The 25,382-nt window shown below is 49.0% G+C and carries 22 protein-coding genes; 14 read left to right on the plus strand and 8 right to left on the minus strand.

The genetic code is table 11. The features are described 5' to 3' along the window. Positions 1 to 131: 131 nt before the first annotated feature. Positions 132 to 902: an enoyl-CoA hydratase/isomerase family protein gene (locus tag ACGHZ6_RS08665; RefSeq protein ID WP_390618439.1), complete on the minus strand. Its 771-nt coding sequence runs from the start codon at positions 900 to 902 to the stop codon at positions 132 to 134. Positions 903 to 1,170: 268 nt separating this feature from the next. Between ACGHZ6_RS08665 and cobO the strand changes: the two genes are divergently transcribed. The 4 genes from cobO (at position 1,171) to ACGHZ6_RS08685 (ending at position 5,470) form a co-directional block, all read left to right on the plus strand. Beyond that, entirely contained in the window at positions 1,171 to 1,740 is a 570-nt protein-coding gene (cobO, locus tag ACGHZ6_RS08670; protein ID WP_390619157.1) for a cob(I)yrinic acid a,c-diamide adenosyltransferase, read from the plus strand. Further along, on the plus strand, positions 1,737 to 2,477 hold the full coding sequence (locus tag ACGHZ6_RS08675) for a hypothetical protein (protein WP_390618440.1): 741 nt from the start codon (positions 1,737 to 1,739) through the stop codon (positions 2,475 to 2,477). Before cobO ends, ACGHZ6_RS08675 begins: the two co-directional genes overlap by 4 nt. A gap of 80 nt (positions 2,478 to 2,557) precedes the next feature. Then, positions 2,558 to 3,244, plus strand: a complete 687-nt coding sequence (locus tag ACGHZ6_RS08680; RefSeq protein WP_390618441.1) for an enoyl-CoA hydratase/isomerase family protein — start codon at positions 2,558 to 2,560, stop codon at positions 3,242 to 3,244. Between the two features lie 312 nt (positions 3,245 to 3,556). Then, positions 3,557 to 5,470 carry a beta-ketoacyl synthase gene (locus ACGHZ6_RS08685; RefSeq protein WP_390618442.1) on the plus strand — a complete coding sequence of 638 codons (1,914 nt, stop codon included), beginning with the start codon at positions 3,557 to 3,559 and terminating at the stop codon, positions 5,468 to 5,470. A 236-nt stretch (positions 5,471 to 5,706) separates the two neighbouring features. On the opposite strand, the gene ACGHZ6_RS08690 is transcribed toward ACGHZ6_RS08685, so the two are convergent. From ACGHZ6_RS08690 to ACGHZ6_RS08710, 5 genes are all read right to left on the minus strand, one after another. After that, entirely contained in the window at positions 5,707 to 6,867 is a 1,161-nt protein-coding gene (locus ACGHZ6_RS08690; RefSeq protein WP_390618443.1) for a serine hydrolase domain-containing protein, read from the minus strand. Between the two features lie 126 nt (positions 6,868 to 6,993). Then, positions 6,994 to 7,926 (minus strand): U32 family peptidase, encoded by a 933-nt coding sequence (locus ACGHZ6_RS08695; RefSeq protein ID WP_390618444.1) that lies wholly within the window; start codon positions 7,924 to 7,926, stop codon positions 6,994 to 6,996. Between the two features lie 29 nt (positions 7,927 to 7,955). Further along, entirely contained in the window at positions 7,956 to 8,951 is a 996-nt protein-coding gene (locus ACGHZ6_RS08700) for a peptidase U32 family protein (protein WP_390618445.1), read from the minus strand. A 27-nt stretch (positions 8,952 to 8,978) separates the two neighbouring features. Then, positions 8,979 to 9,482, minus strand: coding sequence for an SCP2 domain-containing protein (locus tag ACGHZ6_RS08705; protein WP_390618446.1), 504 nt, complete (start codon positions 9,480 to 9,482; stop codon positions 8,979 to 8,981). A gap of 191 nt (positions 9,483 to 9,673) precedes the next feature. Beyond that, the gene (locus ACGHZ6_RS08710; RefSeq protein WP_390618447.1) at positions 9,674 to 10,288 is read right to left on the minus strand and encodes an arylesterase; all 615 of its coding nucleotides are present in this window, start codon (positions 10,286 to 10,288) and stop codon (positions 9,674 to 9,676) included. A gap of 143 nt (positions 10,289 to 10,431) precedes the next feature. Here ACGHZ6_RS08710 and ACGHZ6_RS08715 point away from each other — a divergent pair, with 143 nt between their 5' ends. Genes ACGHZ6_RS08715 through ACGHZ6_RS08725 form a run of 3 tightly spaced genes read left to right on the plus strand, consistent with a single transcriptional unit; the run spans position 10,432 to position 14,504 of the window. Further along, positions 10,432 to 11,124 carry an ABC transporter ATP-binding protein gene (locus ACGHZ6_RS08715; protein WP_390618448.1) on the plus strand — a complete coding sequence of 231 codons (693 nt, stop codon included), beginning with the start codon at positions 10,432 to 10,434 and terminating at the stop codon, positions 11,122 to 11,124. A gap of 14 nt (positions 11,125 to 11,138) precedes the next feature. Next, complete coding sequence (locus ACGHZ6_RS08720; RefSeq protein ID WP_390618449.1) at positions 11,139 to 13,682, plus strand: ABC transporter permease; 2,544 nt, start codon at positions 11,139 to 11,141, stop codon at positions 13,680 to 13,682. 60 nt (positions 13,683 to 13,742) lie between these two features. Next, complete coding sequence (locus ACGHZ6_RS08725) at positions 13,743 to 14,504, plus strand: hypothetical protein (protein WP_390618450.1); 762 nt, start codon at positions 13,743 to 13,745, stop codon at positions 14,502 to 14,504. Here ACGHZ6_RS08725 and ACGHZ6_RS08730 read toward each other — a convergent pair. Further along, the gene (locus ACGHZ6_RS08730; protein WP_390618451.1) at positions 14,501 to 15,523 is read right to left on the minus strand and encodes an AraC family transcriptional regulator; all 1,023 of its coding nucleotides are present in this window, start codon (positions 15,521 to 15,523) and stop codon (positions 14,501 to 14,503) included. The two genes, ACGHZ6_RS08725 and ACGHZ6_RS08730, sit on opposite strands and share 4 nt — an antisense overlap. Positions 15,524 to 15,736: 213 nt before the next feature. On the opposite strand from ACGHZ6_RS08730, the gene ACGHZ6_RS08735 reads away from it, so the two are divergent. The 7 genes from ACGHZ6_RS08735 to ACGHZ6_RS08765 all read left to right on the plus strand — a co-directional run bounded on the left by ACGHZ6_RS08735 (position 15,737) and on the right by ACGHZ6_RS08765 (position 24,857). Next, a complete protein-coding gene (locus ACGHZ6_RS08735) occupies positions 15,737 to 16,366 on the plus strand; it encodes a c-type cytochrome (RefSeq protein WP_390618452.1) in 630 nt (209 codons plus the stop codon). 2 nt (positions 16,367 to 16,368) lie between these two features. Then, the gene (locus tag ACGHZ6_RS08740) at positions 16,369 to 17,535 is read left to right on the plus strand and encodes a cytochrome-c peroxidase (RefSeq protein ID WP_390618453.1); all 1,167 of its coding nucleotides are present in this window, start codon (positions 16,369 to 16,371) and stop codon (positions 17,533 to 17,535) included. A 4-nt stretch (positions 17,536 to 17,539) separates the two neighbouring features. After that, positions 17,540 to 18,601 (plus strand): tetratricopeptide repeat protein, encoded by a 1,062-nt coding sequence (locus ACGHZ6_RS08745; protein ID WP_390618454.1) that lies wholly within the window; start codon positions 17,540 to 17,542, stop codon positions 18,599 to 18,601. Positions 18,602 to 18,614: 13 nt separating this feature from the next. Next, a complete protein-coding gene (locus ACGHZ6_RS08750; RefSeq protein ID WP_390618455.1) occupies positions 18,615 to 19,988 on the plus strand; it encodes a parallel beta-helix domain-containing protein in 1,374 nt (457 codons plus the stop codon). Positions 19,989 to 20,225: 237 nt separating this feature from the next. Next, positions 20,226 to 22,442, plus strand: coding sequence for a TonB-dependent receptor (locus ACGHZ6_RS08755; RefSeq protein WP_390618456.1), 2,217 nt, complete (start codon positions 20,226 to 20,228; stop codon positions 22,440 to 22,442). Between the two features lie 149 nt (positions 22,443 to 22,591). Further along, a complete protein-coding gene (locus ACGHZ6_RS08760) occupies positions 22,592 to 24,091 on the plus strand; it encodes an aldehyde dehydrogenase family protein (protein WP_390618457.1) in 1,500 nt (499 codons plus the stop codon). 148 nt (positions 24,092 to 24,239) lie between these two features. Continuing rightward, positions 24,240 to 24,857 (plus strand): GNAT family N-acetyltransferase, encoded by a 618-nt coding sequence (locus ACGHZ6_RS08765; protein ID WP_390618458.1) that lies wholly within the window; start codon positions 24,240 to 24,242, stop codon positions 24,855 to 24,857. Between the two features lie 144 nt (positions 24,858 to 25,001). Here the strand turns inward: ACGHZ6_RS08765 and ACGHZ6_RS08770 are convergent, their stop codons facing one another. Continuing rightward, on the minus strand, positions 25,002 to 25,235 hold the full coding sequence (locus ACGHZ6_RS08770) for a 4-diphosphocytidyl-2C-methyl-D-erythritol kinase (RefSeq protein WP_390618459.1): 234 nt from the start codon (positions 25,233 to 25,235) through the stop codon (positions 25,002 to 25,004). Positions 25,236 to 25,382: the final 147 nt, after the last annotated feature.

The following is a 25,382-nucleotide window of genomic DNA, read 5'->3' on the forward strand; positions in this document are numbered from 1 at the left end:
CATGGATCAAGGCCTGTTTGGAAATTTTGGATCTTTGGAGGTAGAAAAGGGGTAGGGTAATAAATTGGAACTACAGGGGGATCGCACTGAACGGGGTCTGACCCTGCGGGTCAGACCCCATCCTTAGTTACCTATTTGCCTTTGAAGGCAGGTGCTCTTTTTTCGGCACTAGCCGCAAAGCCTTCCTTTAAATCATCTGATGCGGTACAAACCTCAGCCAGCTTCTGTGCCTCCTCACGAACAAAACTACCATCAGCCACCTGATTACAAATCTGCTTCATCGCATTCATAGCCAGCGGTGCGTAACCTGCCATACGTTGTGCCAGCTTCTGCGTTGCTTCTTCCAATTCAGAAGGCTCAACCAGATGCGTAAGGTAGCCAATCTCTTTGAGCTCCGGGCCGCGAAAATCTTCACTGGCCACCAGTAGTCGTTTAGCAGTGGGCAGGCCCAGTGTATTCACATAACGCTCGATACCGTTTACCGGATAACACAAACCAATACGCGCAGGTGGAACAAACAGGCGCATAGTTGTCATGCCAATACGAAAATCACAGGCCACGCCAATCTCGGTACCACCACCGTAGGCTGAACCATTAAAGGCGCAGATGGTGGGGATCTTCATAGCACTGATTTTATCGGGCACTTGAGTAAAGCGATCGCCGTCGAAATTGCCAGAGCCCAGTTGATTAAGAGCTGCACCAGCGCAGAAAGTCTTCTCACCATTACCGGTAATGATTAAAACCCGCACACTAGAATCTTGATCTACGGTATCCAAATGCGCCAGAAACTGGCTCAGGTTATCGTTATCCAGGGAGTTATGTCGTTCCGGGATATTCAGGGTGATAGTGGCGATAGCGCCATCTATATGCAGGTCTACACCTGGGGAAAGTTCTCTAATCATGGTGTTCTTACTTCGTTCTGCAGGCCAATTGGGCGCTATTGTCGAAGATCATATAGGGCTTGTCCAGACGATCAGACGTACTTCTGAAAGAGGGGCGGTCTTGTCTATTACTTGGCGCTTTTACGTGATTACACTACGAGAATAGAATGAAGCTGTTATTATTTGTGAAGTTTCCGGCCTGAAAAGGCACACTTTGTAAGAGGATATTCCTGTGACCGACGAGCAGCAATCTGCTGATGAAAAGAAAAACGCCAAACACAAAAAGGCGATGGAAAAACAAAAAGCCAATGTGGATGCCAGCATCGAGGCGGCGGATATTGAGCGCGGTGTACTGATTCTGCTAACCGGTGATGGTAAAGGCAAAAGCAGCTCCGGCTTTGGCATGGTGATGCGTGCTCTGGGATATGGTCACAAGGTTGGCGTTGTGCAGTTTATTAAAGGTGTGCAGCTGTCCGGTGAGGAAGTGTTTATTCGCGATAAATTCCCCGAGGTGGATTTTTACCAAATGGGTACGGGCTTTACCTGGAATACCCAGGATCGCACCAGTGATATTGAAGCGGCCGAGAAAACCTGGGCCGAAGCCGAGCGTATGCTGCAGGATGAAAGCCTGAATCTGGTACTGCTCGATGAACTGACTTATATGCTGGCCTACAAGTATCTGGATGAGGAAAGGGTACTGAGTGCACTGGCCAATCGTCCGGTTGAGCAGAGCGTGATTGTCACCGGTCGCGGTGGCGGTAGTGCACTGCAAAAACTGTGTGACACTGTATCTGAAGTGAAAGAAGTTAAGCACGCTTTTAAAGCCGGCATTAAAGCCCGTGAGGGCGTGGATTATTGAGTCAGTCTCTATTCGACCGGCTTGATCAATACGGCCTCAATCTGCAGGCCGTGTTAAAGATTGCTGATCTGCCGGAGTCTGTCAGGGCCTCTCTGGCTTCCACTTTGGAGGAAGACGATCAACTGACAGATATCTTGCTGATAGGCCATGCCGGGCGCGATTTTTGGCAGGCTTTTAAAGCTTCCCGCTGGGGCGATATCGCCAATCGGATTCACCCGCATCCGATCGATAGCTTTACCACAGAAACCATTGCAAGCAGTCTGTCTGACACCTGCCCAGAGGTGTCTTACCGTTGGTTATATCCTGCCGATCAATGTTTAGTTGATTTACAGGCCCTTGGTCGCCTAGCCGGCTGGCATGGTGAATCGCCGTTTAGGTCGGGGGTCAATCAGCCATGGGGCCCCTGGTACGCTTACCGGGCAGTACTGGTCTCTACGCCATTACAGGAAAAGCCTGAGCGCAGAATAGACCCCGAGGTTCAATCCCCCTGCAGCACTTGTTCAGCCAAACCCTGCGTCAGGGCTTGCCCAGCCGATGCACTGGGTGAAAGCCATGCTGACTTTCAATTACAGGTCTGCCTGGATTATCGCCTGCAGCCACAATCCCCGTGTGCCCACCAATGCATTGCTCGCAGCGCCTGTCCGGTAGGGCAAGAGCACCGCTATAGCCAGGATCAAATGCATTATCACTACGGTGTCTCTCTGGAGATGATCAGAAAGTGGCAAAAGGGTCAGTAATTTTGACGGAATCGGTTATTGGTTTGGGGTAGGGAAGCCCTTAGAATCAGGACACTGTCAAGATTCGAGGAGAGAGTGTCATGTCCACAATGACATTAGAGCTAAAAGAGGGCGTTCACGTCCTGACCCTGACCAACCATGAAGGTGAAAATTCCCTGACCATAGACGTGTTGAAAGAGTATCACGCGGCTCTGGATGAGGTTGAGGCCTTTGAGGGCAATACCGCCCTGATGGTGACCTGCGAGCACGAGAAGACCTTCAGCACCGGTATTAACTTGGGCTGGTTGGGCCAGCAGTCCCCCGAGGGGATTGAGAATTTTGTAAGCACGCTGGAAAAGCTCTACTACCGTATAGCGCTGCTGGAAGTGCCTACCGTGTTTGCCATTAATGGTAACTGCTACGCCGGTGGTGCCATTATGGCCAGCTGTGCCGATTTCCGCTTTATGCGCGCCGATCGTGGCCGCTTCTGCTATCCGGAAGTGAACATTCATATCCCATTCACCCATATGATGACTGATGTTATCGACCTGATCCCCAATAAACACGCCTTGAAATATATGGCGCTGTTGGGTACGGCTTATACCGGTGAAGAGTGTAAAGCCAACAATATCGTTGATGACATCTTCCCGATGGATCAGCTGCAGGAGCAGAGTTTTGCCTTCGCCAAGCAGTTGGCCGAGAAGGATCGCAAGACTTACGGTGTCATCAAACGCCGTCTGCGCGAGAAGCTGGCCAAGCGCGAATTGGTTCCTGGCTATATTGCCTAAATGATCTGAATCAGCGCTATTTTTCGCTAAAAAGCCGCTATTTCACTTCGAAATAGCGGCTTTTTATTTGCTTCAAAAACGTTATATTGGCCTTTATGCCCAAACTTATGGCCAAAATAAAGTCCTGTATGGCAAAAATTATGGCCAGAATCCCCTATCTGTGGCCATCCCAGAGGCATAAACTTGTCTTTATCCTATAACCCCTGAAACCACCTGTTTGGCCATGGACTCCTGTAACGCGCTTGGGAGCAGTCGGCAAAACGGGGCTTTTGCGTGGGTTACCGTGTATTAGTTGATAAAGAAGAATTACCTATGTCTCGCTTGCCCGTTATCGTTGGTTTTGGTGGATTTAATGCTGCTGGACGCAGTTCTTTCCACCACGGTTACCGCCGCACTGTGATTGAAAGCTTATCAGCCGAGGATCGCCAGGAAACGCTGGTAGGCCTGGCGACATTGATGAAGCTGGTTTCCTTTACTGATGGCCAATATAGCGATGCTGAAGGCAATAGCTACACCGCTGAAGAAGTGGCGAGCAAGTACGAAGAGCAGATCCTGAATTCCACCCTGGTTCGTCGCATCGAAGAGCAACACCTGGATGTCGACAATGTGCACTGGCACAAAGAAGCCACCATCGCGCCTGCAGAGGGCGAAGCCCTGACCTTCGTTACCAAGAAAAAACAATTGCCGGAATCCCTGCCAGAATCCTGGCAAGTGACAGAACTTGATGACGGCATGGTGAAGGTGCAGCTGCTTGATGGCGTCAATGTGAAGTTTGATGCGACACGCGAAATGCCGGTGAAATCCGCTGGCCAGTTACCTAAAGGTTTTGAGCCAGGCGAACATTACACTTCGCGTTTCCATCCTCGTGGTTTACAGCTAACTGTCGTTGCGGCTTCCGATGCCGTGCAATCAACCGGTATTGAATGGCAAACCATCGTTGATGCTGTAGCGCCTGACGAGATAGGCGTATACGCCAGCAGTGTGATGGGGCAGAACGACGAAAACGGTAATGGCGGTATGATGAAGTCCCGCTTAATGGGCAAGCGTGTTACCGCCAAGCAGTTGCCGCTGGGTTTGAATACTATGCCTGCCGACTTTATTAACGCCTATGTGCTGGGTAGTGTTGGCCAAACCGGTGCTTTAACCGGCGCCTGTGCGACTTTCTTATACAACCTGCAGGCCGGTATTAGCGATATTGTGTCTGGTAAACGCCGTGTTGTTTTAGTGGGCTCCTCTGAGGCGCCTATCCAGTCAGAAATTATCGATGGCTATGGCAATATGAGTGCCCTGGCATCGGTTGACGGCTTGACAAAAGTGCTGGGTACTCCTGAAGGTGAAGAGCCAGACTACCGTAAAGCCAGTCGCCCCTTTGGTGAAAACTGCGGCTTTACCCTGGCAGAGTCTGCACAGTTCTTTATGTTGATGGACGATGCCCTGGCATTGGAACTGGGTGCCGATATTCACGGTGCCGTACCGGAAGTCTTTATCAATGCCGATGGCCCGAAAAAATCTATTTCGGCTCCTGGCCCGGGTAACTACATCACCATGGCCAAATCGTTGGCCAACGCAGCAGCCATTATTGGCGAAGAAAGTGTGCGTGAGCGCTCCTTTATTCAGGCCCACGGTTCCAGCACCCCGGCTAACCGCGTAACCGAATCGATTATTTTCGATAAGGTGGCGGAAGCCTTCGATATTAAAGATTGGCCTATTTCGGCTGTGAAAGCCTTTGTCGGTCACCCGTTGTCCTCTGCCAGTGGCGATCAGTTGGCCAGCTCATTGGGGGTGTTTAAATACGGGATCGTTCCCGGTGTGAAAACCATCGATAAAGTCGCTGACGATGTTTACGATGATCGTCTGAATATTTCCGTCAAGGATGTCGCTGTGGGTCAGCAGGGCATGGATGTCAGCTTCCTTAACTCCAAAGGTTTTGGTGGCAATAATGCTTCGGCGGCTGTATTTGCCCCGCATATTGTTGAGTCCATGATGACCAAACGTTATGGTGAAGACGCCATGGCAACTTACCGTGAGCGTCGTGAAGCTGTGCGTCGACACGCCGAAGCTTACGAACAGGCCGCTTTGGCTGGTGATCTCAAAACTATCTACAAGTTTGGCGAGAATATGATTGACGAAGCAGACATTGAGATTTCTGCGGACAGTATCAGTATGCCGGGCTTTGATAATAAAATTGATCTTAGTGCAGAAAACCCATACAAGGATATGGTGTAACTAAGGCACCTTTACAATCTCGGCGAGTAAAAGACACTAGGCTCCTGCCTTCGCACAAGGTGAATTGCGCAGCAAGAGAAGGTACCCTGGGGTAGGAGCGACGGTTTGAGATGATCGTACTTTATTCGAGTCGTCATTCCTGCGCAGGCAGGAAGAGCCTGCCCCGCGAGCAAGGCGAGTGCTTTGGGTATCCAGTGTCTTTTTTAGATCTGCGTTTGAAAATACCTACCGAAATTTTACAAACACCCATAAACAGCATCAATCAACGCCTGATTCCGCGGGCTCTGCCACCTCGGCGTAATATCATTCATCACATAACCAAAGCCCAGCTGGCAATCGGGATCCCCAAAGCCCGCTGATCCGCCGCTACCAAAATGCCCAAAGCTGTGAGCATTGGGACCAAACTGACGATAGTCGCGGGTGGGTTGAAAGCCCAAACCAAAACACACCGGGCGTCCCAGTACCGGGCAGTCAAAATTCTCCGACTGTTTCGTTGTCGCTTCCTGCAGTAAATCCTGACTCAGTAACTGAGGCCCAGGTACTTTGCCTGCACCGGCGAGCTGCTGGTAAACATGGGCAATGCCACGCGCGGTACCGTGACCATTGGTGGAAGGTACTTCGGCCTGGCGCCAACCACGGCCATTCATAACGCCCAGCCCGGCAAAACCCGGGGGATTAAAGTAGCTTAAATTCACCATCTGCTGGGTTTCGTTAATAGGGTTATCCAAAATGCTGGCAGGGGGTGGCTGATCGCTGGGGTGCCAAACTATATCGGCAACACGGTTCAGGGTTGCATCGGGTAAGCCGAAGTAGACTTCTTCATTCAATGGCTGGCTAATATGTTCTTGCAGGTACTGGCCGACACTTTTGCCGGTGATGCGTCGTAACGGTTCGCCAATTAAATGACCGTAGGTATTGGTGTGATACACCGCCTGGGTTCCCGGCTCAAACCAGGGGGCTTGTTCTTCCAGTGCCTTAACGATGGGCGACCAGTTAAACAGGTCTTCATTGGTTAAACGCTTTTCAAAGCTTATCAGGCCAGCCTGATGACTGAGCAGCTGACGCAGTGTAATTTGCTCTTTACCGTTGGCGGCAAACTCGGGCCATACACTGGCAATAGGTTTATCCAGTGCGAGTAAACCTTGATCGACAAGTTGTAAGGTACACAGTGCTGCAATGGCTTTACTCACAGAATAAAAGCCTACCAGGGTGTCTTGCTGCCAGGGCTTGCTGCGGTTTTTATCCTGAAAACCACCCCAGAGATCGACGACTTTTTTGCCCTCTATATAGACACTGCAGGCAGCGCCTAATTCGCCGTGATCAATAAAGTTCTGGGTGAAGGCTTCGCGAACCTGGCTAAAGGCACTGTCACAGTAACCTTGTACTGGAACTGTCATAGGACTTAACACACTCTAGATTGATATTTCATTCTCCAATGAATAGTAGAGCAGTGCCAGTATCCATGTCGAAAAGTGGCATTATTTTCCGGAATTATGTCGTTTCACTCACAGATAATGAGTATTTCAGCTGTTATCAGCATTAACCCAGTCCATTCCCGGTTGCCCGTACCAATACCCGTTACAGTTGTCCTGTAGCTGATGTTCAGGCACCAGATTGATTATGCTGGCTTGCTGATGGATGGCCTCATGATAGCGGTTAATGATGCCTAGAGTATCCGTTGATTGTGGGCTGATACGCATAATGTCCACGCCAATATCCTGCATGGTTTGCCATTCCCCCAGCAGGTTATAAAGGGATGCGGATTGGGTTTGAATGCCATTGAGAGTAAACAGTTGATGACTTTCCTGAGTGTTCATCACCAGGCCATCAGGGTATTGAATACAGCTGAGTTGGCAGTCGTCTTTGGGCAGATTTTTGGCGCGAGCAATAAAGCAGCGGGCGGAATAGGCTAAAGGCAGTTTACCGTAACTGAAAATTTCGGTTTCGATTTTATCGGCAAACCCTAATTGCTGAGCATCCGCCAAAATATCCTTAAGGGTTTCGGCGTTCAGCTCTACGGGCATAACCCAGCGTTGCATGCCTTTTTGATAAAGGGTTTGCAGACTATAGGCGTTGTAAATATTAACTGATGAGCCCGAGACAAACGGCAGCTTGCGTTCCGCCAGTAAATTCACTGCACCCATATCGTTGGCTTCAACCAGACAAGGGCTGTTATCACAAATTTTTCGCAGTGCACTGATTTCAGATCGGGCTTCAATCAAGGCAAGTGTCGACATAACGATTTGTTTACCGGAATCACACAGCGCGGTTGCAAGTTCAAGCCAGTCACCGGTTCGCAGTTCCTGGCGTTTAGAGCAGACCGCTTCACCCAGGTAAATAATATCCACCGGGGCATGCAGCATTTGTTGGTAGAAGTCTTCGACTTTTTGGCGGGGCCAGTAGTAAAGGATCGGGCCCAGTGAGAGCTTTAAGGGTGACGTTACAGATTGTGTCATAGGGTTTCAGGTCTCATTAGAATCGTCGGTTATTGCCAGGCTCGGTGGTAGGCACCCAGGGTAGTTTGTGAACCTTCAGAAACCTTATCCAGCGATTGCAGCCATTCTGCTCTGGGAGCAAAGCTGTCTTTTTCCTGTTGGTAAGTGTCCAGCGCTTGGCGCCAGACTCGAACCACCTGTTCTACATAGGCGGGGCTGCGTTGCCGACCTTCAAGCTTGATCGCTTTAATGCCTATAGAGGCCAGTTCGGGAATTAATTGCAGGGTATTAAGGCTGGTGGGTTCTTCCAGGGCATGAAAAACATTACCGTCAACTTCAAACCGACCTTTACAGAGCGTAGGGTAACCCGCATTTTCGCCGTCTTTGTATCGGTCTATCAAAACATGGTTGAGTCGTGACTCACGACCGTAATCCGTTTCGTGCCAGCGTACATCTTTAGCGGGGGAACAGGCTCCACAAGTATTGGGCGATTCATCGGTTACATAGCTTGATAGATGGCAGCGGCCTTCGGCCATTATGCATAAACTGCCAAAACCAAAGACTTCCAAATCAACCGGGCTGTGTTCGGCCACATATTTTACCTGTGCTAAAGACAATACCCTGGGCAGTACCGCGCGGCGTATACCAAATTCCTGTTGATAAAAGCGCATGGCTTCGGCGTTGGTGGCCGAGCCTTGCACCGATAGATGCAGTGCTAAATCCGGATGGCGATTGCGGGCATAACCCATAACCCCCATGTCGGCAATAATCAGTGCATCAACGCCGAGATCGGTAGCCGTATCAACGGCTCGTTGCCAACGTTGCCAACCTTTGGATTGTGCGTAGGTATTAATAGCAACGAAGATTTTTACACCGTGGTCGCGCGCGTAATCCAGTGCACGTTGGGCTTTTTTATCATTAAAGTTTAGTCCCGCAAAATGGCGAGCGTTGGTGTCATCTTTAAAACCGATATAGACAGCATCGGCACCATTGTCGACAGCAGATTTTAGGGCAGGCAAACTTCCGGCGGGGCATACAAGCTCCATGGCGTGTGTTCCTGTACTATTTAAAAATCAATGTTTGGCAATAAACAAATCGGCATATTGCAGACTGCGTTGTATCCAGTTGGGCAGGTCCGCTATATCAATGCTGTCGATAAGGTTTTTGACCTCCAGTCCCAGCTCGGTATTGCCTTCAATAGTCAGACGTCGCTGAAAGAACAGTGTATCCGGGTCTTCTTTGCGGGCGGCTAAGCGAATAAATTCATCCAGGTTACCGCCTATGGTGACTTCCGCAGGTTTTGTATTGGGAATAATTTGTAACTGGTTGTTGGTCAGCGTCAAGGTTAACCTGTATTTCAGGTCATCGATCTTCAGGCTAACAAAACGGTCCTGCAGAAAATCCAGGTCGCCATCCCTTAGTGCTTCGCTAAAGGCTTGGGGAAGCAGTTTACCCATCACTTTTTTTTGCAGTGAAAAAGGGCAGTGACGTGCGGCCATACCAACCATTGGCCGAATCATGGAGTGATGAACAGTATGATGAATTGGGCTATTTACGAGTGAAGCGAGTTTGATCATTGTCAGCCACGTGCGTTATCTATCTTCAAGTGGCTGCAATTATTAGGCGGCTATATGGGGGAAATTATGATCTTGATCAAGGATTACCTGTGATTGCCCCCGATAAGTTCTGTACGGGTTTGCAATAAGTAACAGCTCAAATATCGGAGGTATTAAACCTGTCCCTATTAACCAGTACTCAAGGGTATCCCTTAAGGAGAGGTATTCTTTAACTGCGGCTTTAAGGTTGTGAATACCTGTTCCATCAATAGGGGTTGTGCTTCGGCAGTGGGATGAATGCCGTCAGCTTGCATAAGCTCAGGAGAGGTAGCCACGGTGTCGATAAAGTTGGCAATTATCGGCAGGTCATAGTTTTCTGCCAGCTCGACATAGAGCGATGAGAATTGCTGGCTGTAACGGGGGCCATAGTTGGGCGGAATATGCATACCAATTAACAGCACGCGTCCGCCCGATTTGGTGCTGGTATCAATAATCTGCTCGAGGTTGCGTCGTACCGTTGTCAGTGGATAACCACGCAGGCCGTCATTGCCACCTAGCTCAAGGATGATCCAATCGGGGGTATGCTCTCGTAGAAGAGGAGGAAGGCGATGTAAACCACCGCCGCTGGTTTCTCCGGAGACACTGGCATTAATCACCTTGTGGTCATCTCCCAACTGTTGTTGCAACAGGTTGACCCAGCCCTGTGACGGATCAATGCCATAGCCCGCACTGAGACTGTCGCCCAGTACCATAATAGTCTCTGCCCTGGCGCTGATACTGACCAGCAGGCTTAGGATTACACCAGTAATAAAGGGCTTTGTTTTCATGCTATGGCCTTTTACAGAGATTGATTTGGCAAGTGTATATCAATTGTGGGTAAAGAAGTGTCAACCTTTTTGACTCTTTTGACTATCTCTTTAAGAATCAGTTCTATCAACCAGAATTAACCGCATTGTATGGGGATCAGAGTATGTTAATAGCCAGACAGCTTAGTAAAGTGGTGCAAACGGCGGAAGGCTCATTAACGATATTGGACTCTGTCTCCCTGAACCTGGAGCGAGGTAAAAGCCTGGCTATTACCGGTGCATCCGGCTCTGGCAAATCCACATTGCTGGGTATACTCGCCGGTCTTGATGAACCAACTGCGGGCAGTGTTGAGCTGGATGGTGATGATCTTACCGGGCTGGATGAAGAGGGCAGGGCGGCTGTGCGAGCCAAATCGGTGGGTTTTGTCTTCCAGTCCTTTCAATTGATGCCAGGCTTAACGGCGCTGGAAAATGTCATGTTACCTCTAGAACTACACGGCAAGTCCAATGCGCGAGCTATGGCTGAATTGTTTCTGCAGCGTGTCGGGCTTTCACATCGTCTACAGCATTATCCTCGCCAGTTGTCGGGAGGCGAACAACAGCGGGTTGCCATTGCACGGGCATTCGCCAGTGAGCCAGCCATTCTTTTTGCTGATGAACCTACCGGTAACCTTGATGCTGCAACAGGTGCGCGGGTGATTGATTTGTTATTCGAACTTAACCGTGATCAGGGCACCACGCTGGTTCTGGTTACCCATGAGCAGCGCTTGGCACAGCGCTGTGAGCAACATTTGGTGTTACAGGCTGGCAAGGCCGTAGAGCCAGGCCATTTATCTGCTGTACAAGCTGCACATTGATAAAGGCTGCTGATATGAAAGCTCGATCTACGTTTTCATCCGCATTGGCCTGGCGTTTGTTGCGCCGCAACTGGCGCAGCGGCGAAATTAAAATTCTCAGTGTTGCCCTGGTATTGGCCGTTGCCATTGTGACGGGTATTAATGTTTTTGCCGAGCGTCTTGAGCGTTCGCTGATTGCAGAAAGCACGCAATTCTTAGGGGCCGATAGAATTGTTAGAAGCTCACAGCCCATTCCAGAACTCTGGCATCAACAGGCTGTGGAACAGGGCGTGGAATCAGCACAGTCTACCCAGTTTGCCTCCATGGTATTTACCGCCAGCGCGGCTGATGAGCAGGCTCAGGGGAGCATGCATCTCGCGTCTGTAAAAGCTGTGAGTGATGCTTATCCGTTACGTGGCCAGCTGCACATCAGTCGCACACCTTTTGCCACTGCGGCAAGTGATATACAGGTTGCCGAGGGAGTTCCTGCTCCCGGCGAGGTTTGGGTAGATTCTCGCTTATTGCCGTTATTGAAAATATCCCTGGGCGATGAAATTGAAATTGGCGTTAAGCCATTTAAAGTAACTCAGGTTGTTATCAGTGAGCCTGACCGTGGCGACAGCTTCTCCCTTTACGGTGCCAGGGTTTTGATGAATCAGGCGGACTTGGCGGCAACGCAGGTCATCCAGCCGGGCAGCCGTATTCGTTATCAGTGGCTGTTAGCGGATGAGCCTGAGTCCATCGACCAGTTACTTGCAACCGTAAAACCTGCACTGGGTCCTCACCAGCGGGTAATGGACTTGGAGTCTGCGCAACGCGGTTTGGCAACAAGCTTAAAAACCGGGCGAAGATTTTTATTGCTGGCCGGCGTGATTGGTGTACTGCTATCGGGTGTCGCCATTGTGATTGCGGCCCAGCGTTTTGCCGACAGGCATGTCGATCAGGTCGCGTTAATGAAAAGCCTGGGTGCATCAAGTTGGCATATCCGTTATCTGTACGTCGGCCAATTGATACTCCTCGCTATTGGCGCTCTGTTTATCGGTACCTTATTAGGGGACGGCCTACAGCGCCTGGTGTCCTGGGGGCTGGAGAGCTTTTATCCTATCCAATTGGCTGCTCCCGCAGTTTATGATTATGGCATTGGTATTTTTACAGGGCTGGTGTGCCTGCTGTTTTTCACCTTGCCGCCGTTGTGGCACTTGCCTGGTGTACCGCCACTGAAAATTCTGCGCCGCGAAATGCAGGTGGCATCTTTGGCCTACAGCGGCCGCTTCGCCTGGGGACTATTGGCCCTGCTGTTGCTAATCGGCGCCTTTAGTCGCGATTTGGGGCTTACCTTTAGTGTTGTGATTGCTATGGCCGTGCTTTTGGCTGTCGCCGGTGTAATTGCCTTTGCACTGCTCTGGGGTGGGCGCCGACTCAGTCAGCGTGTTGGCCATGTATGGCGTTTTGCCCTGGCAAATCTGCAGCGCCAGCAGGGCCGCAGCATTATGCAGATTATTGTATTTGCCACGGCGCTGATGTTGCTGCTAAGCCTGTTTAGTATTCGCAGTAATCTCTTGGATGAATGGCGCTTGCAGTTGCCGCCCGAAACACCCAACCACTTCCTGTTAAATATCGCGCAATACGAAGTGGATTCTCTGCAAAGTCTATTACAGGAAAAACAGGTTGAAGCCGCGAACTTGTATCCCATGGTTCGCGCGCGGATTACCACCATCAATGGTGAAGTGCCCGACATGAAAGTTGCTGAGCGAGCGGAAGTGTTACGCCGCGAAGCAAACTTAAGTTGGACGCCCACCATGCAAGCGGATAATAAAATACTATCCGGCGAGTGGTGGGATACCTGGCAACCCCAAGCGGGGCAGGCACCGATAGGTATCTCTGTAGAAAGTGAAATGGCAGAGCATATGGGCGTAACACTGGGTGATCAAATCAGCTTTAGTGTTGGCGGGTTAACCCTGGATGCAACCGTGGCAAGTATTCGCAGCCTGGAATGGGATTCCATGCGGCCCAACTTCTACTTCCTGTTTAGCCCCGGTGTCTTGGACAGCTTTTCGCCCACCTATCTCACCAGTATTTATCTGGCACCTGAGCAGAAAGCCTTTATCAACGATATCCTTTTGGCGCACCCGACCATTGTCGTCATTGAGATGGATAAGGTGATCAGCCAGATTCAAACCATTGTTGCCAATGTAAGCCAGGGCGTTGAGCTGGTGCTGTGGCTGGTACTGGTATGTGGATTGTTGGTATTGATCGCAGCCGTTAATGCCAGTATGGACGAGCGACAGGGCGAAGCAGGCTTGTTACGTGCACTAGGCAGTGGGCGTAAGTTGATTCTTGGTAGCCTGTGGCTGGAGTTCTCTGTGCTTGGGTTGATATCGGGCACCCTGGCTGTCATGGGTGGTGAAGCCCTGCTGATTGGTTTGCAGACCTGGGTCATGAATATGCCATTAACCGTACATTACGGCCTGTGGATAGCGGGCCCTCTATTGGGCGCTGCGCTGATTGGTATTGTGGGTATGCTCAGCTGTTACCGGGTGATTAAAACACCGCCTGCGGTTGTGTTACGCGAAGCCTAAGCGATTAGCTGCTGTTCATTACGGAATCTTCTACAATAGATACACTGAGTAGGAGATTCTATGCATTTCCCCCTTCGCTTTTTGTCTTCTTTGATATTCGCCTTCAGTCTCAGCGCAGTAGCCTTATCGGATTCTCAAAGATCTCTTCGTTATATAGATGGAGAAGGGCTTTCACCTATTGTTTATAAGAATGAAGAGGGCAAGGTACTTGGTATAGTCCCAGAGAGTGTATATCTGGTCTTTGATGCGCTGGGAATTAAACTAAATGCTAGCTTGGTACCTGATGCACGTGTTCCCTTCGAATTGATCAATGGTAGAGCCGAAGTGTCTACGGCTATTCTATATGGTGATCTTGAGCTAGAGGATTTTCCAAAACCCATGACCATATGCCCAACGGCTATGCTGAGTATTAGCGTAAATACTATTTGGCATCGTGACGGGAGTTTTACCGAAGAGCAAATGCAGTCTCTGGAAAAGATTAGGATAGGGATGTTGAATCAATCACCTGGACTTAAAGATGCTTCAGGTTTGTCATATGAGCATTTGACCAGTTTTAATTCTGTTGATGCTATGATGAAAGCGTTAATGAGCCAGCGTGTTGATACCATTTTAATGAATTGGTCACACGCTCAGTTAACCGCAGAAAAATTGGGGCGCTCGGATATGATAAAAAAGGGGCCATCTATTGCTGATGTTCATATTCATTTAGCCCTGCTTACCCAGGCATTCAGCCCAGATGTTATTGCCAGAGCTTGTGAGCAGGTGGTTCGCTTTAAATCTAAAGGCGCTTTTCAGCGAATATTTAGCGCCTATTTTAATTAAACCTTGTGAGATTTTCTAAACTGAAGTGGAGTCATTCCGCTTTGTTGCTTGAATTTTCGTACAAAGGCGCTGGATTCTGAAAAGCCTAGCTTGAGGGCGATATCAGTCACACTACTTTGCGTTTCCAATAGAGCTTCTTTAGCAATTTCCAATGTGGTTTGGTCACGCAGCTGTTGGAAGGAGGTGCCTTTCTCACTTAGCAATCGATGCAGATTACGGACCGACATGTTCAAGCTGTTGGCGATGGATGTGGTATTGAGCTGTTCCGTCCCCAGGTTGGTAGCTATCAACAGCTTGACGTGTTCTGCGAGGCTCTTCTCTTCTGAAATTTGCTCCAGAATCTGATTGGCATGCTGCTTAAGAATTTTTAACAAAGCAGGATCAGAGTCGGACAGCGGGATATCCAGAATATCCTTCTTAAAGGCGATAAAGTTTTTTGGTTGATCGAAGTGAATATTAGCTCCAAAAAAACGCTTTAACTCACTGGTGTCTTTTGGTTCGGAGTAGGTAAACGAACAATGTTCTGGTGCCCAATCTTTCGGGGTGAAGAGATTAAATGAGTTGACGATCATCCCCAGTGAGAAATCAATATCCTGGCGCATATCACTGTCATTGATGGCCGCAGGCTTATAGTAATAACGACAGATATCGTCTTCTACAGTGTAATAGGCATCAAAGTAGTGAGAAAAAACCTTGTAGTAATGGGTCACTAAATCCAGGGAGTCGGCAACACTGGCGGCGTTGGCGACAAGGTAACCAATAATGCCGAACTGGTAGGGCTTAGCTTGGCAGGAAATCTCAATACCTAGATTTTCGTTGTCGAGTACTTTGGCTCCCCATTCAATGGTTTCGATATAAAGCTCAAGGGGTAATACAACATCAGATAACTCGCTGCCGTCCAGGTAACCGGGAAGTCTCTCTTTGAGTTGAGCAAGACTCAGGCCTTTATCCTGCAGAGCTGCTAACAGCCAGCCGCAAGGCACACCTTCGTGTTTAGCGTTATTTTCACTTCCAATCATGCACGAACCAAGCTTATTTCCGAAGTCGTCAACTTTATGCCGAAATGGTCAATTCTCTTAAGAATAATGGATAAATCTAACACGCGCTTATAGAGAGCTCCAATACTTCTTACCGAATTTATCAATTATTGGTCCGTAATCGTCAAGCGGCTTTCTGCCATTCTCGATAGAGTATTTTCATGCCAAAAGAAGATGGTTTGGAGAGGAGTTTCCATGATGTTAGGCACAAGCCTCAAACGCTATAGCTGGTTGATTTTCCTGGTAGGTATTGCTGCCAGTGTTTATACCCAGGCAGATGAAGCCCTTTATCAACAGCGTTGTGCTGCCTGCCATGGAGCCAGCGGTGAGGGTAATGAGGCGATGAAGGCCCCCAGTATTGCGGCTATGTCGCAAGCCTATTTGGAGCGCCAATTGCGTCATTTTCGCGATGGCCAGCGTGGTACTCATACAGAAGATACCGCCGGGCAAACCATGCGCGCTATAGCCTTGCCTCTGACCGACAAAATGATCGCCACCGTATCGGCTTATCTGTCTGGTCTGCCAGAACCGGTGGTTATCACAGAAAAAGAGTTTGCCGGATTTCGCGGGCGCGGTTTGTACTCCGGCTGCGCAAGTTGTCATGGTGCGGGCGGTGAGGGGTATCCCGATTTGGGGGCTCCGAAGTTAACCCAGCAATACGGTTGGTACTTACGTGCGCAGATCGAGAACTTCCGTAAGGGATTGCGTGGTACGCATAAAGAAGATGAGCGTGGTCAGCAAATGCGTTTGATGGCTGAAGGCATTCATTCTGATGCGGATGTAGATACCTTAATCAAGCACATCACGGGTTTGGGAGTGAAGTAGTCATGCGATCTGTAGCTGGGTATGTAGGTTTAGTGTTGGCTTTTGCGGTGGTTACTGCTCAGGCAGATGAGTTTGTTCTACGCGAAGATTGCCCGCCAAGTTTTGAGTTGGTGAGTGATGGTACCTGTCAGTTACGCAGCCTCTATGACTTCTACGATTCCCCGGACCAGCATGGCGGTGTTAGAGCCAATCTGCCCAAGTTGGAATCGCCCTACACACCCAAGCAAATCGATCTCGGGCGGTATCTGTTTTTTGATCCCGTATTGTCAGCCAATAAAGATATGTCCTGCGCCTCCTGCCATCAGCTGGATAAAGGCTTAAGTGATGGCTTGGAAACATCATTGGGTGCCAAGCAGGACGGGCGCCATATGGCATTGAAGCGGGCTACGCCAACACTGTGGAATGTGGGTTTTCTCAAGCGCTATATGTGGGATGGCCGGGCAGATACCTTGCCTGAGCAAGCCAAGCTGCCATTGCTGTCAGAAGATGAGATGGGTAATACGGAAGAGGGTGTAGTCGCGGCTGTCTCTGAGCAACCTGAGTACGTTCGCATGTTTGATGAGGCGTTTGATGAGCAGCCAACCATCGACAATATTGCCAAGGCCCTGGCTGCGTTCCAGACAACCTTAATCAGCTTGAACAGTCGCTATGATCGTTATGCGCATGGCGATGAATCGGCCTTGAACCCGCAGGAGATTCGCGGTCACAACGCCTTTCGCGGCTTTGTGGCTCGCTGTTCGCAATGTCATGTTCCGCCGTTATTTACCGACAGTGAGTTAGCAGTGATCGGTGCACCGGCTGACAAGCAAGGTTTTGCCGACCCAGGGGCTGGAAAATTTTCTGATGATGAATTTCTGCAAGGGGCTATGCGCGTGCCTACCTTGCGCAATATAGGGCAAACAGCGCCGTACTTTCACAACGGTATTTTCGACAATTTAAAAGACGTGGTGGGCTTCTATAACAATACCCGCGGCCATATGGCGCCCAAAGAGCAGCCACTGCGTATTCACTGGCATGTGCATATGACAAAGGGGCCTAAGCTCAGTGATCAGGACGAAGCCGATATCGCTGCATTTTTGGGGAGCTTAACCGATGAGCGCAACCTGCCCGCGGTCCCCGCCACACTGCCGTCCGGATTAGATAGCGTTACATCATTAGAGGAGAACTAAAACAATGAGAGCCAAGAAACAACTGTTGTCTTTATGTGTGGGGTTGGCGTTGCTGCCAGTCGCTTCACTAGGGGTGAGTGAAGAGGATAAACCTAAAAAATCCACGTCTATCTTCGCCGAGATGGAAAATCCTGAATTAACCGCTTTAGCCAAGCGTAAGCTGGATATGACGCTATTCTGTGCGCCGATTGCTAATGATGAAATCAAACAGGCTGTTTATGCAGACATGCGTGAGGCGAAGTGGGATCGTTTTGGTATGAGCTGTGCGCTGCAGTACGGTGGAGAAATTATCGAGGATGATTGGCTGTCGGCCTTTGCCATTGAAGACAAGTTAAACCTGCTTGGTGATCATATTACGTATTTCGAAGTATTGGATAAACAGTATAACGCCCACTATCAGGGTGGCGATTTAACCATTGAGTTGGGATGGCGCTGGGAAAGAAACCGCATACAGGCGTTGAAACTCCTGGACGACGTTGAAATGTTTGAGCCGCTGATTCCGGAAATTACTGTACTGAAAGCAGCGTATACGCTGGCATCCACCATGCGGGAAAGTGACACACGGGAAATGATGGAGGCTTCAATAAAGGCAAGAGGCCTATTGGATGGTGTCGTTGAAGATTCTCCTGAAGTCATTGATGGACTGCCGTTGTTAATGCTTGCCCAGTTGTTGCTGGCTCTGCCTGAATTCTCCGGTGGTGATCCCATTAGGGCTATCGAGTTGTTAGAGCAGGGCATGGCGATTGATCCAGAAAACCTGTCTTTCCACCGTTGGTTGATCGAAGGGCTGGTCGCAGAGAGAGAGAATGCTGCTGCCATCGACATTTTACGCAAAGCGGCAGATGTACCTGTTGAAGCCTCTCACCCACAGGATTATGTGGATATGGCAAAGGTCCTGGGTGGTATTGCGGTGAGATTAGGCGAGAAAGATATCGCTGCGCACTTTAGCAAAAATCGCCAGCAATTACTGAGCAAGAAGCCTTATTTACTAGCGCGAAAAGCTCGAGCCAGTGTGGGGCACGGTGGTGCTAATCCGATTACCGGCGAATTGAAGAATGAGATTTAAGGGGAACGTTAAAATGAAAAACATGAAGACATTATTCGCTATGGCTTTTACCGGCTTGGTATCGGTCAATGTATTGGCAGCCGATATTTTAGTAAAAGCGGGCACCTCTATTCAGGATGGTGTACGTAAAGCTCAGCCCGGTGACCGAGTATTGGTAGAGCCAGGCGTTTACCATGAATCTGTTTATGTCGATAAATCCAATATTATCTTAAAAGGCCTTGAGAAAGATGGTGAGTACGCCTGGCTTGACGGTCAGAACAAACTCAACGATGGCATTATTACCTCTGGACATTTTTCGGTGATCGATGGTTTCCGACTTAAGGGTTACAAGGGCAATGCCATTATGACCCAGGGCGCCAATAACTTTGAAATCATCAATAACTATGTTGAAGGTGCCTTCTACGCGATCTTCCCACAGTACGGCAAAAATGGCCTGATCAAAGGCAATACCGTGATCGGGGCGGAAGATGCCGGTATTTACGTAGGCATGAGTGACAATATCGATGTTATCGAGAATGTTGCCTACGAAAATGTAATGGGCCTGGAGTTTGAAAACTGTCGCAATGCCTTAATGGCAAACAACAAGGTGTACAACAATGCTACAGGTATCGCGTTAACCCTGATTCCTGGGCTGCCAGTAAAAGATGCCTACAACATCATCATTCGCGATAACGTGATTACCGATAATAACCATGAAAACTTTGCACCCGCCAGTTCCATTGCGGCCAATATCCCGCAAGGTATCGGCTTGCTGGTGGTTGGTCCGGATAATGTCACGGTAGAAAATAATGTGATTGAGGATAACGATGGTGCCGCCGTACTGGTAATGGATAATCTGTCGTTTGGTTTAGCTCATGATTCCCAGGTTGACCCCTTCACCGATCAGGTGCGTATTATGCATAACCAGTGGAAAAACAACGGCACCAAACCGGTTGGCATTATGGCTGATCTGTTGATGAGCGCCGGTACTGGTTTTGAAGTTGTTGCCACAGGTAAAGAGAAAGATAGCTGTATTTTGCCGCAGAAGGATGTCAACGCGATCGGTACTCGTCGTTGGGGTGAGTGTAATGCCGATATGAGTGTTGCCAATTACCAAACTGCTATGCTGGATGAACCGGTAGAATCCGAAGAATACACTGCAGAGCAGAAGGGACGTTTAACGTACCTGGCGGTATGTACTGGTTGTCACGCCTATGACTCTATTCTGCACGGTCCATCCGTGAAGTCGATTCAGGCCTTGTACGCTAATAAACCCGAAGCCATGGCGGCCTATGTGGCTGAACCGATTCAGAAACGTTCAGGTTTCCCGGAAATGCCACCACAGGCCTATCTGGGTGAAGAAACTCTTGATGCTATTGCCAACTATATTCTTTCTGATCTTAAGTAGTGTCTATTCGATGATGACTTAGCTAATACTTGATCGTGTTCGCTCGCTTCTTAGGCCGCTGTTTACCCCGCGGCCTTTTTTTATTTTGGCTATTTATTAATTCGGCAGTGGTTGTCAATTTTTGGTCCGATGCTGTCAATTTTCTAATGGCTAACTCGGTTATTGTTTTTGCTGTAGTCAGAAACTCTGCAAAAGGGTGTGACTGCAAACAACTATAAAAACAGCTGGAGAGTTGGTATGAGAGCCTTATCTTTTAAGAAAAACGCCCTGTCTGTTGCCTTAGGCCTATTGGCCGCTGGCGCAACGCAAGCACAGGATATCTTTAGTCTCGAAGAGATCGTGGTAACTGCGCAGAAGCGTGAACAGAGCCTGCAGGATGTCGGGATTGCCATTAATGCCTTTGATGGTGAAACCATGGAAGCGATGGGTGTCGTTAGCAGTAATGAAATCGCGGCAAAAACCCCTAACCTCAATATCATGTCACCAGCCGGTGAGGGCGGTGTGGTATCGGTGTATATTCGTGGCATTGGGTTGAATGACTTTGGATTGAACAATACCGGTCCTGTCGGCTTTTATGTGGACGACAGCGCTATAGGATCATCTAATGGTCAGTTAACAACCATGTTCGATATTGCCCGAGTGGAGGTCCTTAAAGGCCCGCAGGGTACCTTGTTTGGTCGTAATACCACCGGTGGTGCATTAAATATTGTGTCCAACAAACCCACCGATGAATTTGAAGCCTCTGTTAAGTTAAGTGCTGGTACTTATGGTTACTTAAAAACCGAAGGTATGGTCTCGGGCAGTCTGACAGATACCGTTAATGCCCGTTTAGCGCTGGTCAACTACACCTCTGACGGTTATATCGAAAACCTCAGTACCGGTGATGAAGTTGAGAAGGAGAACTTCGCAGGCCGCCTGTTATTTGATATTACGCCGACCGATGATTTTTCGGTTCTGGTGAATATTCACGGTTCACGTAACGACAGCGATTCTGATCTTTATGGTTTAACGTCGGACAGTGATTTTTATGAAGGAACCCATGGCGATAAAGATTACACCATCAACGTTGATACCTTGGGTGGCAGCATCAAGGCTGAGTACGATATTAATGATTCACTCTCCTTAACCTCGATTACCTCTTATGACGACCTAAGCAAGCGTCACAATGAAGAAGGTGATATGACGCCGCTGGAGTTGATTGAGTTCCAATTTAATGTAGACACCCACACCTTTGCCCAGGAACTCCGTTTAAATGGTGAGTCTGATGCTATGCATTGGGTTGCCGGTTTGTACTACTTAACGGAAACGACTAACTGGAAGACGATCTCTTATTCTGGCGATCTGCCACTGGACCCGGTTAACTTTCCTCTGGGCCCTTTCCTGGGAGAGAGTGTCGGTGAAGGTCATCAAGAGCTGACAACCCAGGCGATCTTTGGTCAGGTAGAATATGAACTGGCTGAAGACTGGACCTTAACCGTTGGTGGCCGTTATACCCAGCTAGACGTTGACATCGACTACAGCGCAAATATTCCCAACTTTGCGCTTTACACCCCGTTTGTCTCCTCGGTTGATTATAGCGATGATCTTACCAATGAAGAGTTTTCTGGCAAGGTCGCATTGAACTATTTCGCCGATGAAGATGTGATGTACTACGGCTCCATCACCCGTGGTTTTAAAGGCGGCGGTTTTAATGGTGGTGCTGGTGCGGATCTGGCTAACTATGTCGCAACAGCAGAATATGATCCCGAAATTCTTACCGCTTATGAATTAGGCCTGAAGTCAACCTTGTTGGATGGCACCATGCGTTTAAATGCGGCGGTCTTCTACTATGACTACGAAGATGCCCAAGTCTTTAACAGTATTGCTGATCCAATTACTGACTTGCCTCGCACCAGTATTGAAAATGCCAAAGCCCTGGAACTTTATGGTCTTGACCTGGATGTAACCTGGCAGCCAACTGAAGCGCTGTTTATTCAGGCCGGTGTTGGTTACACCCACTCTGAGTTTGATGATTTTGATTTAACTGTGCCTTTACTGTCTGGTACCGGCAGCACAGACCTGAGTGGCGAAACGCCGCAAAATACGCCGGAGTGGAGTGCAACATTGTTAGCCAACTACACCTGGACGCTGGGCGATAATGGCATTTTGATGGCGCAGGTTGATGGCACTTATCAGAGTGAAGTCTTCTTCAGTAATGGCACTATTGTTACCGCTGGCGATCCCAGCAGCTATGATCGCAACGAAGATATTGGCCAAGCTGGATATTCCCTGTGGAATGCCCGTTTAGCCTGGTTCGATAGTAGTGAGCAAATTGAAGTAGCCCTGTGGGGTAAAAACCTGGGTGACAAAGAGTATGCCTCTTACATGTTCGAGCTAACCGACGTGGTTGGCGGCGATCAGGTAATGCGTGGCACACCTCGTACCTACGGCGTTGATGTGAAATACAACTTCTAGTTTCTCTCCATATCTACCTGTAATACAAGCTTTGTGTGGATATGCTCTTACCCGCTCCAATTAGGAGCGGGCTTTTTCTTCTTCGCTCCAACTAAACCGTTTGTCAGCCGCAATGGCTAAAAATAACTTAGACAACCATGAGGCAAACAATGAAATACCAACAACCTGAATTTAAAGCCCAATACCTGAACTTTATTGGTGGTGAATGGACTGCTCCAGTGGGCGGCCAATACTTTGATGATATCTCCCCGGTTAACGGAGAGGTATTTACCCAGGTGGCACGATCCTCTGCACAAGACCTTGAATTGGCTCTTGACGCCGCCCATGCCGCGAAAACCGCTTGGGGGTCCACTTCTGCTACAGATCGCTCAAACATCTTGTTAAAAATTGCTGATCGTATCGAGCAGCATATTGAAACTCTGGCCGTGATTGAAACCTGGGAAAACGGTAAGCCGGTTAGGGAAACCCTGGGTGCAGATATTCCCCTTATTGTTGATCACTTCCGTTACTTTGCCGGTTGTATTCGCGCGCAGGAAGGTTCGGCCGCCGATCTGAATGCGGATATGGTGTCCTATCACTTTCATGAGCCTCTTGGCGTTGTGGGTCAAATCATTCCCTGGAATTTCCCACTGTTAATGGCCGCCTGGAAGCTGGCCCCAGCTTTGGCCGCTGGTAACTGTGTGGTACTCAAGCCCGCAGAACAAACCCCAGTCTCTATTCTGTGTCTGATCCAGTTGATTGAAGATCTACTACCACCGGGTACGGTTAATATCGTTAACGGGTTTGGTACTGAAGTGGGTCAGGCATTGGCCAATAGCACACGCATTGCCAAACTGGCCTTTACCGGCTCAACCCCGGTGGGTATTAACATTATGAAGGCAGCCGCCAGTAATTTGATTCCTTCTACGGTAGAGCTCGGTGGTAAATCCCCGAATATTTTCTTCGAAGATATTGTTCAGCATGACGATGAATACCTGGATAAGTGTATCGAAGGCCTGCTGCTGGGTTTCTTTAACCAGGGCGAAGTCTGTACCTGTCCATCACGTGCGCTGGTGCAGAAAAGTATCTACCGGGAATTTATGGAAAAGGTGGTGGTTCGCGCCTTGGAAATCAAGCAGGGCGATCCGTTGGATACCGACACCATGGTCGGCGCACAGGCTTCTGCGCAGCAACTGGATAAAATCCTGTCTTATATGGATGTAGCCAGAGAAGAGGGCGCTGAATTCCTGCTGGGTGGTGAGCGTCAAATTCTGGGCGGAGAATTAGCCAACGGTTACTACGTGCAGCCTACGCTTCTAAAAGGTCACAACAAAATGCGTGTGTTCCAGGAAGAAATCTTTGGCCCAACCTTGGCGGTAACAACGTTTGAAGATGAAACCGAAGCCCTGGCGATTGCTAACGATACCGAATTTGGTTTGGGCGCCGGAGTGTGGACCCGAGATATCAATCGTGCTTTCCGTATGGGGCGAGGTATTGAAGCGGGTAGAGTATGGACCAACTGCTATCACAGCTATCCGGCGCATGCGGCCTTTGGCGGTTACAAAAAATCTGGCGTTGGGCGGGAAACCCATAAGATGGTCTTGTCCCACTATCAGCAAACCAAAAACCTGTTGGTTAGTTATGGCAATCAAGCCCAGGGTTTTTTCTAAGAAAAACTGAGAGAAAAGAACCGGCCTTAGCGCCGGTTTTGAAGGCTTACAAATCTTAAAACTATAGTCGTTTGGTAGGCGTTAACTTTGCGCTAAAGTTAATCTCAATCAATTTCCTATTCATTTTTACATTGGAACCAACATCCATATGGCTGATATCACCATCCGACCTGCAACCCCAGAAGATGCTCATCTAACTGCGGCACTGATGTACAGCTCCGGCCCCAAAGCCTTTGACTATGTATTTGCCAACCAGCAACCTGAGGGCAGTCTGGATTTTCTGCATTGGATGTTTATGCAAGACAAGGGCATGTTCAGTTATCGCAATCACTGGGTGGCTGAAGTGGATGGCAAGGTATTGGGGCTGATTGGGTCTTTTACCAAATCCACGATAGATAAAGGCATGTTGGCTACTTCCTTGGGCACCATTCGTTATCTGGGCTTGATTCAGGGGTTGAAGGCTTTGGCCAAAGGTATGCGATTTGAATACCAGTTGGTCAAACCGCCGAAAAAGGATTGCCTGTATATAGCCCATGTAGGTGTTACGCCAGAAAGCCGCGGTTTGGGGTTGGGTTCGAAGATGATTGCCCATGTGGAATCCCTGGCCCGAGAGCAGGGCATTGGCAAGTTAAGCCTGGACGTCTCGGTGATCAATCCCCGCGCGCAACAACTCTACGAGCGCTTATCCTTCAAAGTATTGGGTGAGCAGCAAAGCTACACCCCGGATCTGGATAATCACCGCTATATGGAATACCTACTTAGCTAACTCTGATCCGCCATTCCCGTGGAAACGGGAATCCATACGTAGTTTCGTAAGGTTTAAGTTTATTAATGCAAGGAACAAAATTTAGGGGGGAGTGAGCCTGTGAGCCTGCAAAAGGGCAGGCACTGAAGTCGTGGTCCAGTCTATTTAAGCCCAGCCTATCGCCGACGCAGATCGGGTGCGTTCGAGATAAACGTGCTCAATACGGCCACTTTTGGGGTGTTTGGAATGGCGGAAGTTATGATGGTCAGCGCTTGAACCCATATATTCCCAGGTCAGGCCCTGGTTGATGCAAAGGGGATCGCCGTCATTCAGTGGATCATCAGCGAGCTGCTGCCACATTTCTTCCCATTCCGGGTGGGTACCGTCCAGGTATTCCACAGATTGTTTTCCTCTGTACTTAACTGTACTAACTTATCGTTATAGTTATTCCCTTTATTCATCTCTAACTATTTGATTAATAAAGAGATATTCACGTCCTAATGTGATTTTGTACATACATCAGGCGCCATTCTAGCAAACTATTTG

Origin of the sequence: Maricurvus nonylphenolicus (assembly GCF_042854845.1) — a bacterium.
In the GTDB taxonomy this organism is placed as follows: domain Bacteria; phylum Pseudomonadota; class Gammaproteobacteria; order Pseudomonadales; family Cellvibrionaceae; genus Maricurvus; species Maricurvus nonylphenolicus.